Genomic DNA, 13,009 nt, shown 5'->3' on the forward strand with positions numbered 1-13,009 from the left:
GATCTTTAAAATGTACGTTTAATAACATTAAAGGAGTGAGTTAAATATGGTAATTCTATATACAACAGCAAGCTGTGCTTCATGCCGAAAAGCGAAAGCATGGCTTGAAGAGCATCAAATTGATTATATTGAAAAAAACATCGTATCAAATTCTATGACAGTTGATGAGCTTAAATCGATTCTTCGTTTAACTGAAGAGGGGGCTACTGAAATTATTTCAACTAGATCCAAAACTTTTCAGGACTTAAATATAAATATTGATGAGCTCTCGCTAAATGAATTTTATACATTAATAATTGAGCATCCACTAATGTTGCGTCGCCCGATTATGCTGGATGAAAAAAGATTGCAAATTGGTTTTAACGAAGAAGAAATTCGCAAATTTTTACCACGTAGCGTCCGAACATTTTTAAACATTGAACTGCAAAAGTTGGCTAATTAATAAGTAATATTTTTTAGGGAAAGTGGTATGAAAGGAGGAAGCAGAAAATGATAGAAGTATGTGTTACAGTCAATTATAACGATAGAAATTATCAAACAAATGTTATTGTAAGTAAAGATACGATATGGACAAAAATTAAACAATTGGCAGAAGAACAAGTCAAAAAACAGTGGGGCTTTTAAATTGGATGATTTAAAAAGTGAAGTTACACTTTAGAGGCTTTAACTAAATCTAAGACTTTTCAGGACTTAAATATAGATAAGAAATTTGTATGAAAGGAGGAAGAAGGAAATGATAGAAGTATGCGTTACAGTTAATTATAACGATAGAAATTATCAAACAAATGTTATTGTGAATAAAGATACGATATGGAAAAAAATTAAACAGTTGGCAGAAGAACAAGTGAAGAAACAGTGGAGTGTTTAAATGTATTTTTAACTTAAAAAGCTAAATGAAGTTATGGAATCTATTTCTTTATGCTAAGAGTGGTTCTTATATATTTTAACGTTCAACTAACCTATCTGTAATGTTTATGGCTACAGTATGTTAATATAGGAGAAACAATATTTTTGATTGTAGGAGGAAAACAATGAACAGCGACTTTACCTTGGCCATACACAGTTTAACTTATTTAGCTTTACAGCCAGACCGGATGTCAACAAGTAATGCTATTTCAGAAAGTGCAGGTGTTCACCCAGTACGCATTCGCAAAGTACTAAGTTTGTTAAAAAAACATAAGTTTATACAATCGAAAGAGGGAACTGGTGGAGGTTTTATTTTCGCTCGCGATTTAGATGAAATTAATCTTTGGCATATTTATCAGATAACCTCTGAAGGTGCTTTGCAGCCGAAGTGTCCAGAATCAAACAATCAGTGTGTTGTAGGTTCGAACATGCGAAAAGTTCTTTTCGCTATTTTCTTAGGTGCTGAAGAGCATCTAGGTGAATACTTAAAGAATTATACAATGAAAGAAGTTGTTGACCTTATCAATCAAGAGCGTTAAGCGGCTTAATTATTATATAGCCGTGAGTTCTTAACACTTAAATGTAATGAAAAATATTACAGTATAATTTGTTTTTATATCTTTTTTATCGTCACAAAAAATATTTATAGGAAGGTGAAACGGTATGATGTCAAATAATAATCATGTTTTAAAAGTAGGAGATTGGGTTCGTGGAATATCAAATGAAGGTGAATTAATAGTTGGTTATATTGTATCACTTGATGATGTAGAGGATATAGTTACAGTTAGTATTGTGAAACGTGACGGCCAGTACACAATAAACGAAGCGATTTTACTCTTTAGTAAACACGTTAACAAACTCCCTGAATCAAAGGTAATAAATAAGGAACAAATCCTTTATCTTATAGATCTTGCATTATTAACGGGGGATGAAGAATGGTTTATCGAGCTTTCTTCAAAATTAAACTCGATAAAAGAGCTAGTTAATGAGGGATTTTAAAATTTAAACTTTTGAGGGTGCACACAATCCGCCTTATGGAGAGGACACAATTACTTTTCGCATAAAAGGAAATGATGTAAAAACGATTCATTACAAACATAGAGATATCCCTGAAGAAGAGCCGAACAAACTACAATTAAGATGATATTGAAGTGATTTGTTTGTGTAGTCCTGATAACGATAATTATGTAAATGAGCTGTCCATATGGGGCAGCTTTTTTGTTTTTTGCTCAGTGTAGCTTTTTAAATTGTATATGAATTCAATATTAATAATATATATCCTAAAATTTGGTTTTTTGTATTTTGGGATTTTTTTCTTTTTACCTACATTAATTATTTATTAGAATATCTTTTATGTTTAAAATAAAATTTTTTGATAAAAGGGGATATAAGTATCTTTATAATAAGTCACCTAGAAAAACAATGTATTATTGTATTTTTTTACTAACTAATTCAGCTTTAAGCGATAAAAACAATGGCTACATGCTAACTGTAAAATATTATCCATATAAAATTATTCCCCTTTAATATTTCTGAAAATATAAAAATATTAATTTTATAAATATACACGTTATAATGAGGGCGTCGAGAGAAATTTTATTATCTCTGGAGTAAATATAAAAAATGCGATTATTAGTAAGAAAGGTGTGTGATTAGAGGCGAAATGTATGTAATGTGCTTCAGTGGCTTGTGTAAGCAATATCATCAGTGCTACCGAAGTTATGAAAGTAATGTATAGAATTGAGAAAGAAACGCCTCGCAAATGAAGAGAGGCCGGTTTAGCTAAAATTACTTTTAAAAGTAAAAAAGAGAAACCATTAAAGTAATACACTGTTATTAGAAATGTTGCAACGTATTTATGAAGTCTATTCTATATTGTTCTCTTAAGGGGTCTTTATATAAAGAGCGGATATTACGAGTAAACTTTTTTGTGAACGCTAACAATTATATTAGGACGCTAATTAGCGAATGTTTCAATTTGGATTCATTATGATGAAGGACATACAATGTGGGGCAACTTGTAAGGAATTCATTTTCCGAAAAGGGAATATTTGTTAGGTGCAAAGAGAGATGCAGGAATAGATACAAGGGGGAGTTATTATATGAACGGGAATACTGCAAAGAAAATAGAAGTTCAAGCTGAAAATACCGCACTAAAAAATGAGCAATATGCAGATCCGAAAAAGTGGCATAAGCAGGATACTACATGGGCACTCAGTCTATTTGGAACTGCAATTGGAGCAGGGGTGCTCTTTTTACCGATTAATGCAGGTTCAGGTGGTTTATTATCTTTACTACTAATTACATTGCTTGCATATCCAGTTATGTACTACTCACATAGGGCACTTGCTAAAATGATATACGCTTCTAATTCTGCTGATGAGGGGATCACAGGTACAATTAGAGAGTATTTCGGAAATAAAGCGAGTATCATTTTTAACATCGTATATTTCGGTTCAATTTATACAATCGTACTAATGTATTCGGTTGCGCTTACAAACACTGCAAGTAGTTTTATCGTGCATCAATTGCACATGCCAGAACCTCCAAGAGCTATTTTATCACTTGTATTAGTTCTTGGTCTTATCGCTATACTGAATTTTGGTCAAGATATTACTGTAAAGGTAATGAGTATGTTAGTGTATCCTTTCATAGTTTCTCTACTGTTTATCGCAATATCTTTAATTCCACAGTGGAATACGTCAATGCTTAGTTTTTCAGCTGTTTCAACTGCTTCAACAGGAACAGGCTATTTTGGGACGATATTGATGATTCTACCAATCATCGTATTCTCATTTAATCATTCACCTATGATTTCATCATTTGTTGTGAAACAGAGAGCTACGTATGGAATCGAAGCCACTGATGCTAAATGTGCGCAAATACAAAAGGTTTGTTATATCATGACATTCGCTGTTGTTATGTTCTTCGTTTGGAGTAGCGCATTGAGCTTGACTCCAGATGATATAAAAATGGCAAAAGAACAAAACTTATCAATTCTTTCATATCTTGCTAATGAGCTTAATTCGCCTGTAATCACTATTGCAGCTCCAATTATTGCTTTTGTGGCTATTACAAAGTCTTTCCTTGGCCATTATATAGGAGCATTTGAAGTAATGCGTGACATGATTATTAAGCTTGGTAAATCACGTGGAAAAGATATTGAAGAAAAAACAATTAAGACAATAATTCTTACTTTTGTTGTATTATCATGCTGGTTTGTTGCTTATACAAATCCAAGTATTCTTGGACTTATTGATTCTCTAAGCGGTCCTTTAGTTGCTGCTATCTTATGTCTATTACCGATGTATGCGATTCAAAAAGTGCCAGTATTAGCTAAATACAAAGGGAAAATGAGCAACGTATTTGTTATTATTGTAGGTGTACTTACTGTCTTAGCAAGTATTAAGTCATTATTCTAATTCACTATTATTCGTATTAGTGTAAAAATAGTTAACATAAAAAACTTTTTGGACAAACTTCTCACATTGGAGAGTTTGTCCTTTTTTAGTCATTCTATCAACTTGCCGACAAACAGCCACCTTCCAGGCAGAAGGTGGCTTGTTTCGGTATTAATTTATTTTAACTATTCACGTCTAAATGGACCTTTTGGAGCAATTAGCTCTAAATTAGTACCATCTGGATCGGGGAAGTAGGCAACTCCTGTACCAAATCCAGATTTCTAGCCGTCTTCTTGAAAGATAATTGGTTCGTCATATGGGTGCTATCCTATGCCCATCAAGCTAACAAAATGGATTGCCTCTGAAACAAAAAAATTTTTATTACTATAAAAAACGTAAAGTATCTGTTTTTAGAAAAAAATAATTTTTATAAATTGATGGAGATATAACTCAATTCTTTTATATATTTAGTTAAATAGGATTGTCAGAATGAACTTAAAGTAATTATGATTTCTAGAAATGCGAACTGATGTTTTGAATTGGTTTAAAGTTGCTGGAACAAAATAAAACCAATTGAGCAAAAAAACTTGCAAAAATAAAAAGAGAGATGTATATTAATTGATGTATCAATAATTGATATATCAATTAATATTTTGACAAGAAAGAAAAGGAACATTTTATGAAGGAAATGTTCGTAAATATCAGTGGAGAAGAACGCAAAATACTTATTCATGTTCTATTACAGATGCAAAAAAATGTAGAGAATATGAAAGAATAGAGAGTGTAGGGGGCAGAATAGTGTGGAAATAATCGCAGCTATTTTAGTCGGGATCGTAGCATTAGAACATTTGTTTATCATGATCCTTGAAATGTTTTTTATTGATTCAAAAGTAGCGAAACGTGCTTTCAAATTACCGAAGCATTTAGAAGGAGATCGAAACGTAGCCATTATGTTTGCAAATCAAGGTTTATATAATGGATTTTTAGCGGCTGGTCTCATTTGGGGACTTGTACTTGGGCTCAATCCAATTGGTTATATGGTGCAATTATTTTTCGTGATTTGTGTGGTGATAGCAGCTATTTTTGGAGGTTTCACATCTAATAAATCAATTATTGTGAAACAAGGTCTTCCAGCTGTTTTAGCACTGGTTGCCCTTTTATGTATGATATAGAATCAAAGTTTCTCAATAAAAGAACTCATTTTTGAAAAGAATACGCTATTCTTTCTTTAGAATTATAGGAAAGGATGGCGTTTTTGTATGTCTATTTCTATAAGTAGTGAATTATAACTATTTCCTCAAGGGACTCAACTGCTTTTCAGCTTTTGGATATATTTTCATCCATCTTTGTTTCCTCCTATTGTTGGATAGTGTAATAATTGATAAAAATTTTGATGAAATTGAATTATAACGACTGATCAAAAAGTTAGTGATTAAAAATATTATTCTTTAGTACATACATTTTTAAGATGTTAAATATATTTCATAATAGTCTCTGTAAGATAGGGATAAATAGAATAGTACTTTAAAGTACCTATAGCACTTTAAAGTGCGTACTTTTTATAACTTTGAATATCATTCATAATAGCACCAGTAAGAAGAAAACAAGCTTTACGGTACTACTAGTTACCAACGATGTTACAGCAGTTTATTTAGAATCAGATTGATTGAAGGGTTGTACTATATGGCCTAATAATTTCGAAAAAAATGCCGGTGTGGCATAAAACAATTATGGAGGTTAAAGATATGAGCACTTCAAATTTGAATGAAATAAGTAAACAAATTTTAACAGAGGAGGAAACACTTCAATTTTCCTCTTTTACAAATGAAGATGCCTTGCAACTAGGTTTATTTATCGTTGAAACAGCAAAGCGAGAGGGGAAATTGATTGCTGTTGATATAACGAAAAATGGTGTGCAATTATTTCATTTCAAGATGACAGGGACAAATGAGGAAAATACGAAATGGATTGAGCGTAAAAAACGAGTCGTTTCCCTGCATGATCGTAGCTCGTATTATATGCAGATACAAAGTGAAATAACTGGAATTTCATATAATGAAAAATATCTTTTAGATACTTCAGAATATGCTGCGTTTGGTGGATGCTTTCCTATCAGAATAAAAAACGTAGGGGTTATTGGAATGATAACAGTTTCAGGATTACCACCAGAAGAAGATCATGAATTGGTAGTAAGAGCAGTTAAAAATCATTTGAACCAATAGTTGTAACGAGTCAATAGATAATTAATTTTAGGGGGCAATACTATGCCATTAATTGAGCTAAATACTTGGCCAACCATGTCAACAGAAGAAAAGAAGGAATTTATTTATCATGTAACGGAACTTACAATAAAACTATTAAAAATTGTCCCTGACAAAATTCAAGTGTTGATAACGGAACTTGAGAAAGAAAATTTTGGGAAAGCTGGGGCTGTAGCAAGTGATGCTACCTTTGCTGTGAAAAGTAGGGTGTCCGATTGGGAGACAAAAGAGTCTTACGATACACCAGGTCGTAACGTTAATGGAATGGCTATTATTAAGATTGATATATGGAATACATTTGATCAAGAGACAAAGGATAAGTGGGTAAACGAACTTACACAAGTAACATCTAAATATACTCATGCCCCTTTGGATAAAGTGCTAATTCTTATTCGTGAAATGATTCCAGGGAACTGGGGACAAAGTGGTGTAACAGGAGCTAATGCAGATTTCCTTTCCAAAAGTCGTACATTTTAATCATTAAATAAAAAAGGCAAAAATGAACACATTTCTGTTCGTTTTTGCCTTTTTATTATTTGTCTGTGGTAATGAACATGATCCTTTATATGTTTAAGTAATATTCTCTAAAGTTGCCTCTACGGGAAAGTGTATTTCTTCATTTGAAAGTCTTTTTCATGGAATGTAGATTTCAATTTTTGAGCAAAATAAGCTAGGTTATATAAATGTTACTTTTTAGTACCTATAGTACTTTAAAGTACGTACTTTTTATTAGGGTGATTATCATTCATAATAGCACATGTAAGAGAGAAATAAGCTTTATGGTACTGGTAACTAACTATGTTACTTTTTAGTACCTACAGCACTTTAAAGTACGTACTATTCATTGTATTGAATATATTTCATAATAGTACATGTAAGAGAGAGACAAGCTTTACGGTACTAAAAAGTACCTATAGTACTTTAAAGTGCGTTCTTTAAAAAAAGAATGAAACCATTCATAATAGCGTTTGTAGAGATTAAATATGTTTTTTAGAAGATAAAAGGGCCTTTTTATCGCACTATTATGATAGGAATTATAGGGAAGAGGGGAAACTCAATTGAATTCATATACAGCATCGTCTTCAGAAGTTCAGACGAATCGAAGAAGTATATTTGCGTTATTAGCGTTAGCAATTAGTGCGTTCGGGATTGGGACAACTGAATTTGTTAGTGTCGGTTTATTACCATCTATTTCGGAAGATTTACATGTGTCGGTTACAACGGCTGGTTTAACAGTTTCTTTATATGCGTTAGGCGTAGCGTTTGGGGCTCCAGTATTAACGTCATTAACAGCTAATATGTCACGAAAAACGTTATTAATGTGGATTATGATTATTTTCATTATTGGTAACGGAATCGCAGCGGTAGCAACAAGCTTCACTGTATTACTTATTGCGCGAATTGTTTCTGCACTTTCGCATGGTGTGTTTATGTCAATTGGTTCAACAATTGCTGCGGCACTTGTCCCAGAAAATAAACGGGCTAGCGCGATTGCGATTATGTTTACTGGTGTAACAGTTGCAACTATTACAGGTGCACCAATTGGAACATTTATTGGTCAACAATTTGGCTGGAGAACATCATTTTTAGCAATTGTAGTAATTGGAATTATCGCCTTAATTGCAAATAGTATTCTCATTCCATCTAATATGAAAAAAGGTGCGTCTGTATCATTCCGCGATCAATTTAAACTGATTACAAACGGAAGACTGTTACTAGTTTTCATTATTACTGCATTAGGATATGGGGGAACATTCGTAACTTTTACGTATTTATCTCCGTTATTACAAGAGGTAACAGGATTTAAAGCAAATACGGTTACTATCATTTTATTAGTGTATGGAATCGCCATTGCGATAGGGAATGTGATTGGCGGAAAATTATCGAATCATAATCCAATTCGAGCGCTATTCTACATGTTCTTTATTCAAGCGATTATACTATTTGTTTTAACATTTACGGCACCATTTAAGGTAGCTGGGTTAATCACAATTATTTTAATGGGGCTATTCGCATTTATGAATGTTCCAGGGTTACAAGTATATGTCGTAATGTTAGCTGAACGATTTGTACCGAGTGCTGTCGATGTTGCATCGGCAATTAATATTGCGGCGTTTAATGCTGGGATTGCTCTTGGTGCTTATTTAGGCGGTATTGTAACGAACTCGTTAGGGTTAATTCATACAGCTTGGGTAGGCGGCATTATGGTAGTAGGTGCTGTTATTTTAACAGCATGGAGCATGACATTAGAAAAAAGAGATCAAGTAAAATAAAAGGAGAGAAAATAAAATGAAAAATTTACAAAGTAAAACAGTATTAAGTAATGGTGTGGAAATGCCTTGGTTTGGTTTAGGTGTATTTAAAGTAGAAGAAGGACCAGAACTTGTAGAAGCGATTAAATCAGCAATTAAAGCAGGATACCGCAGCATCGATACAGCTGCAATTTACGGAAATGAAGCAGCTGTAGGTGAGGGGATTCGTGCCGGTATTGAAGCAACTGGTATTTCAAGAGAAGAATTATTTATTACTTCAAAAGTATGGAACGCAGATCAAGGATATGAAGAAACGATTGCTGCATACGAAGAGAGCTTAAAAAAATTAAAGCTAGATTATTTAGATTTATATCTTGTTCACTGGCCTGTAGAAGGGAAATATAAAGATACATGGAGAGCGTTAGAAACACTTTATAAAGAAAAGCGTGTACGTGCAATTGGCGTAAGTAATTTCCAAATTCACCATCTGCAAGATGTAATAAAAGATGCAGAAATTAAGCCGATGATCAACCAAGTAGAATACCATCCTCGTTTAACACAAAAAGAATTACAAGCTTTCTGTAAAGAACAAGGCATTCAAATGGAAGCATGGTCACCACTTATGCAAGGTCAATTATTAGATAATGAAACATTACAGGCAATTGCTGAGAAACATGGTAAAACAACAGCACAAGTGATTTTACGTTGGGACCTTCAAAATGAAGTGATCACAATTCCAAAATCAACGAAAGAGCACCGCATTATTGCAAATGCAGATGTATTTAACTTTGAATTAACGAAAGAAGATATGGAAAAAATCGATGCATTAAATCAAAATCACCGCGTTGGTCCAGATCCTGATAACTTTGATTTCTAATAGAAATGAGTAAAAAGAGTGCAAAAATCGCACTCTTTTTTATTGAATAGACAATAAAATGTTTCTGTTTATATTATGACTTTTAAATTACTTTAGGCGAGCTAAAGAACTGATTAACAGTATTAAAGTTTGACATAAAATAATGGATTCTATATTATATATGCTATAGCATGTAAATTGCGATTTATTTAGAGGTGGCATATGGACTTATATGAGTTAACAGGACATCTTGTTCATTATACTGATGTGAAGTTAACAAATTATATAATGTAAGTTTTTAATCACATATTGCTTATAAGATTTATATTTTATATGCTATAGCATATAAAATGAACCTCTTAACTTGTAATGTTCAAAATTTAAATAACATAGTAGAAAATTCATGAAGCGAGGAGATTTTAGTAATGGAAAAATTCATATTAGCGTTTGATAGAGAACTTGTAATCGCAGAAAAAAAAGACACAACATGGAGCGTCCAATCGCAGTTTGTAGGTGCGAATCCAGTTGCTTTAGCTTCTGATCCATACGACCAAGAAAGAATGTATTGTGGTACTTTTGATAGAGGATTATGGAGAAGTAAAGATGGAGGAAGTTCATGGGAAGCAATTGGTACGTTGCCTTCATTTGGTGAAGTGTTCCCAGCTAATGCTATTCATATGAGAGCTATTACAGCAGTTTCTGTATCTCTAGCGAAGGGGGATGACGGTAACGGGATTGTATATGTAGGAACTGAACCGAGCGCAATGTTCGTATCAAAAAATGGAGGAGACAGCTTTGAATTGCTAACGGATTATCGCCAAATGCCATCTTATGCATCATGGTTCTTTCCTCAAAGAACATATACACACCATGTAAAACATATTGAAATTGATGCTAATAATCCAGAAACTATTTATACGACTATTGAGGTAGGCGGATTAATTAAAAGTGTAGATGGAGGTAAGACATGGACTGAGGAAAAAGAGGGGAACTATCCTCAAGATATTCACATTCTTACATCACATCGCAATGCCCCAAATCGTTTATACGGGGTGTTAGGTGATTCATTCTTGAAAGAACCAGGTCAAGAGTATGCGGAGAGTAATGATGGAGGTAAGACTTGGAACTATATGTGTAGCGGGCTAAAGCATCATTACGCATATCAAATGGCAGTTAACCCAAATGATCCAGAAAATATTATTATCGCGACATCTTCAAATCCACACGTAGCGCATGATTACAATAATGGAAATTGTGAATCATTTATTTATAAGAAAGAAAAAAATCAGTCTTGGGCAGAAATGAATGTAGGTTTACCAACTCCTAAAGGCACAATCATACCAGTATTAAAGGCAACAAGTGATGGAACGTTTTATCTGTTTAGCAATAAAGGAGTGTATCAGTCAGTAGACGGTGGTTCAAATTGGACATCATTAGAGATTCCTTGGGAGAGTAGATTTATGGAACAACATCCTTATGAGATGTTAATTATTAAATAAGTGACAGGTATAGTTTTTACTACTATTCATTGGTAATGTTTAGTTGAATTTAAATTAAAAATGTAAAAAGCCAGGTAATGTGTTATTCATGCTACCTGGCTTTTTTGACCAGCAATTTAAGGTTATTTTCATATTTGTGTAAATATGAAACAAGCAGGATACATGAATAGAGAATGGGTAAAATAATACCGAATGATCACTAGATTGTATCAATGATGCTATAAGTGTTTTTTTAGGGAAACTGAAGCAAGAAGCAGTGGTTTAGATTCAGAATGACTAGCAATTGGTGTTATGGTGTTCAATGGTTCAAAAATGAACTCATTTCAACTCATATTATCTTCGCAATGTATCATTTTGAAGAATATTAAAACTTAGGAGGAAATGAATTATGACAAAAGATTTCTATACTGCACTGAAAGAAAGACGTACTTACTACGGAATTAACAAAGAGGTACAAGTATCGGATGAAAAAATTAAAGAAATCGTAGAGTTTGCTGTGAAATATACTCCATCCGCTTTCAATTCTCAAACTGCGCGATTAGTTGTATTATTTGGTGAAGCTCATGATAAATTATGGGATATTACAACTGAAACATTAAGAAAAGTAGTTGGAGATGGAGATTTCTCAGGAACGCAACAAAAAATGGATTCTTTTAAAGCTGGTTATGGAACAGTACTATTCTTTGAAGATGAGTCTATCGTTAAATCGCTTCAAGAAAAATTTGCTGCATATGCTGAAAACTTCCCGATTTGGTCACACCAAGCATCAGGTATGCACCAATTAGTCGTGTGGACAGGTTTAGAAGCAGAGGGATTAGGGGCATCTTTACAACATTATAATCCATTAATCGACGATGAGGTAAAACAAGAATGGAATGTTCCTGCTAATTGGAAACTAATTGCACAAATGCCATTTGGTAATCCAACAGCTGCACCAGGTGAAAAAGAATTCCAACCACTTGAAGAGCGTGTGAAATTTCATAAGTAATATTCAAATGCAATAAAATGGAAATTTAATCAGTGGTGGTCTTACTGTCCGCAAATAGCGGGATAAGCTAACTGTATTGCGAAAATAAAACTGTTTAGTTACAAAAATTCTATTTATTATTTCTGTTAATCGAGTATGTATTAATAAAAGTTGTTAAAATCACTATTTTAATCTTTAAAGGAACAAGGTGATCGGTTTGATCATCTTGTTTCATTTCTTAAATTTTATTTTATTTATTAAAAAACGCTAGGTTTTCATAAATGCTTGAAAAACTAGCGTTTTAATAATAGGTATCTGTAATTTGATTACTTAAAACTATATACGAAAAAGCTTTTATGTTATTCCTCAAGTTCTATCCATTCCTGTGACCATTCTTCTATTCCGCGAATAATAGCTTCTAAAGCAAATCCTTTTTGAGTTAAAGAATATTCTATACGAACTGGTGTCTCAGGAAAGACTTTACGTTCGACAATTCCTTCTAGTTCTAATTCTTTCAATCTTTCTGAAAGTAATCTTCCGCTAACAGGAAGAGAAGATTCAAGCGTACAAAAGCGCTGAGGTCCAGAGAAAAGTTGGTAAATAATGAGTGCTGTCCATCGTTGACTAAAAAATTTCATTCCTTTTTCAAAGCGAGGGCATAATGTAGAATCATTCATTTTCCTTCACCTCCTAAAACAAATTATATAACATCTTACTATTAGTAACAAATATTTTTATAATTAATTACTTGACGTAAAGTAATTACGAATGTATACTCACTTACATAAAGTAACTAAGTTGTTTTATGTAACTGAAACGCTTTTCTTTAAATGGCCAAAGTTGTAATGATACATATTGCATATAAGC

14 protein-coding genes and 2 pseudogenes are annotated in these 13,009 nt (G+C 32.9%); 14 read left to right on the forward strand and 2 right to left on the reverse strand.

Translation table 11 applies throughout. The features are described from left to right. Positions 1 to 46: 46 nt before the first annotated feature. The 7 genes and pseudogenes from spxA to DN404_RS07170 all read left to right on the forward strand — a co-directional run bounded on the left by spxA (position 47) and on the right by DN404_RS07170 (position 4,328). Positions 47 to 442 (forward strand): transcriptional regulator SpxA, encoded by a 396-nt coding sequence (gene spxA / locus DN404_RS07140; protein WP_000236189.1) that lies wholly within the window; start codon positions 47 to 49, stop codon positions 440 to 442. A gap of 47 nt (positions 443 to 489) precedes the next feature. Continuing rightward, positions 490 to 624: a BA3454 family stress response protein gene (locus DN404_RS07145; protein ID WP_029440937.1), complete on the forward strand. Its 135-nt coding sequence runs from the start codon at positions 490 to 492 to the stop codon at positions 622 to 624. 109 nt (positions 625 to 733) lie between these two features. Then, complete coding sequence (locus DN404_RS07150; protein ID WP_023522572.1) at positions 734 to 868, forward strand: BA3454 family stress response protein; 135 nt, start codon at positions 734 to 736, stop codon at positions 866 to 868. Between the two features lie 163 nt (positions 869 to 1,031). Next, positions 1,032 to 1,445 carry an Rrf2-family transcriptional regulator SaiR gene (gene saiR, locus DN404_RS07155; protein WP_001083465.1) on the forward strand — a complete coding sequence of 138 codons (414 nt, stop codon included), beginning with the start codon at positions 1,032 to 1,034 and terminating at the stop codon, positions 1,443 to 1,445. A 124-nt stretch (positions 1,446 to 1,569) separates the two neighbouring features. After that, on the forward strand, positions 1,570 to 1,905 hold the full coding sequence (locus DN404_RS07160; protein ID WP_000987462.1) for an IDEAL domain-containing protein: 336 nt from the start codon (positions 1,570 to 1,572) through the stop codon (positions 1,903 to 1,905). Between the two features lie 7 nt (positions 1,906 to 1,912). Next, positions 1,913 to 2,050: pseudogene (locus DN404_RS07165) on the forward strand (DUF3888 domain-containing protein); the annotation flags it as partial. Between the two features lie 958 nt (positions 2,051 to 3,008). Next, a complete protein-coding gene (locus tag DN404_RS07170; RefSeq protein ID WP_149214893.1) occupies positions 3,009 to 4,328 on the forward strand; it encodes an aromatic amino acid transport family protein in 1,320 nt (439 codons plus the stop codon). Between the two features lie 164 nt (positions 4,329 to 4,492). Here DN404_RS07170 and DN404_RS07175 read toward each other — a convergent pair. Further along, positions 4,493 to 4,627: pseudogene (locus DN404_RS07175) on the reverse strand (VOC family protein); the annotation flags it as partial. 480 nt (positions 4,628 to 5,107) lie between these two features. Here DN404_RS07175 and DN404_RS07180 point away from each other — a divergent pair. From DN404_RS07180 to DN404_RS07210, 7 genes are all read left to right on the forward strand, one after another. Beyond that, a complete protein-coding gene (locus DN404_RS07180) occupies positions 5,108 to 5,479 on the forward strand; it encodes a DUF1304 domain-containing protein (RefSeq protein ID WP_000402472.1) in 372 nt (123 codons plus the stop codon). 534 nt (positions 5,480 to 6,013) lie between these two features. Then, positions 6,014 to 6,529, forward strand: a complete 516-nt coding sequence (locus DN404_RS07185) for a heme-degrading domain-containing protein (RefSeq protein WP_149214894.1) — start codon at positions 6,014 to 6,016, stop codon at positions 6,527 to 6,529. A gap of 42 nt (positions 6,530 to 6,571) precedes the next feature. Further along, complete coding sequence (locus DN404_RS07190) at positions 6,572 to 7,045, forward strand: tautomerase family protein (RefSeq protein WP_149214895.1); 474 nt, start codon at positions 6,572 to 6,574, stop codon at positions 7,043 to 7,045. Positions 7,046 to 7,626: 581 nt separating this feature from the next. After that, entirely contained in the window at positions 7,627 to 8,841 is a 1,215-nt protein-coding gene (locus tag DN404_RS07195) for an MFS transporter (RefSeq protein ID WP_001089896.1), read from the forward strand. A 16-nt stretch (positions 8,842 to 8,857) separates the two neighbouring features. After that, positions 8,858 to 9,697 (forward strand): aldo/keto reductase, encoded by an 840-nt coding sequence (locus tag DN404_RS07200; RefSeq protein WP_016123061.1) that lies wholly within the window; start codon positions 8,858 to 8,860, stop codon positions 9,695 to 9,697. A gap of 404 nt (positions 9,698 to 10,101) precedes the next feature. Then, positions 10,102 to 11,175, forward strand: a complete 1,074-nt coding sequence (locus tag DN404_RS07205; protein WP_016123060.1) for a WD40/YVTN/BNR-like repeat-containing protein — start codon at positions 10,102 to 10,104, stop codon at positions 11,173 to 11,175. 388 nt (positions 11,176 to 11,563) lie between these two features. Then, complete coding sequence (locus DN404_RS07210; protein ID WP_016123059.1) at positions 11,564 to 12,163, forward strand: nitroreductase family protein; 600 nt, start codon at positions 11,564 to 11,566, stop codon at positions 12,161 to 12,163. A 338-nt stretch (positions 12,164 to 12,501) separates the two neighbouring features. Here the strand turns inward: DN404_RS07210 and DN404_RS07215 are convergent, their stop codons facing one another. Continuing rightward, the gene (locus DN404_RS07215; protein WP_001000102.1) at positions 12,502 to 12,819 is read right to left on the reverse strand and encodes a winged helix-turn-helix transcriptional regulator; all 318 of its coding nucleotides are present in this window, start codon (positions 12,817 to 12,819) and stop codon (positions 12,502 to 12,504) included. Between the last annotated feature and the right edge of the window lie 190 nt (positions 12,820 to 13,009).

The sequence above is a fragment of the Bacillus sp. TE8-1 genome, from assembly GCF_008368855.1.
Classification (GTDB): domain Bacteria; phylum Bacillota; class Bacilli; order Bacillales; family Bacillaceae_G; genus Bacillus_A; species Bacillus_A cereus.

Bases quoted from the DNA above. Each gene is read 5' to 3' on its own strand.
- spxA (WP_000236189.1), top strand. From the start codon at position 47: ATGGTAATTCTATATACAACAGCAAGCTGTGCTTCATGCCGAAAAGCG.
- DN404_RS07145 (WP_029440937.1), top strand. From the start codon at position 490: ATGATAGAAGTATGTGTTACAGTCAATTATAACGATAGAAATTATCAA.
- DN404_RS07150 (WP_023522572.1), top strand. From the start codon at position 734: ATGATAGAAGTATGCGTTACAGTTAATTATAACGATAGAAATTATCAA.
- saiR (WP_001083465.1), top strand. From the start codon at position 1,032: ATGAACAGCGACTTTACCTTGGCCATACACAGTTTAACTTATTTAGCT.
- DN404_RS07160 (WP_000987462.1), top strand. From the start codon at position 1,570: ATGATGTCAAATAATAATCATGTTTTAAAAGTAGGAGATTGGGTTCGT.
- DN404_RS07170 (WP_149214893.1), top strand. From the start codon at position 3,009: ATGAACGGGAATACTGCAAAGAAAATAGAAGTTCAAGCTGAAAATACC.
- DN404_RS07185 (WP_149214894.1), top strand. From the start codon at position 6,014: ATGCCGGTGTGGCATAAAACAATTATGGAGGTTAAAGATATGAGCACT.
- DN404_RS07190 (WP_149214895.1), top strand. From the start codon at position 6,572: ATGCCATTAATTGAGCTAAATACTTGGCCAACCATGTCAACAGAAGAA.
- DN404_RS07200 (WP_016123061.1), top strand. From the start codon at position 8,858: ATGAAAAATTTACAAAGTAAAACAGTATTAAGTAATGGTGTGGAAATG.
- DN404_RS07205 (WP_016123060.1), top strand. From the start codon at position 10,102: ATGGAAAAATTCATATTAGCGTTTGATAGAGAACTTGTAATCGCAGAA.
- DN404_RS07210 (WP_016123059.1), top strand. From the start codon at position 11,564: ATGACAAAAGATTTCTATACTGCACTGAAAGAAAGACGTACTTACTAC.
- DN404_RS07215 (WP_001000102.1), bottom strand. From the start codon at position 12,819: ATGAATGATTCTACATTATGCCCTCGCTTTGAAAAAGGAATGAAATTT.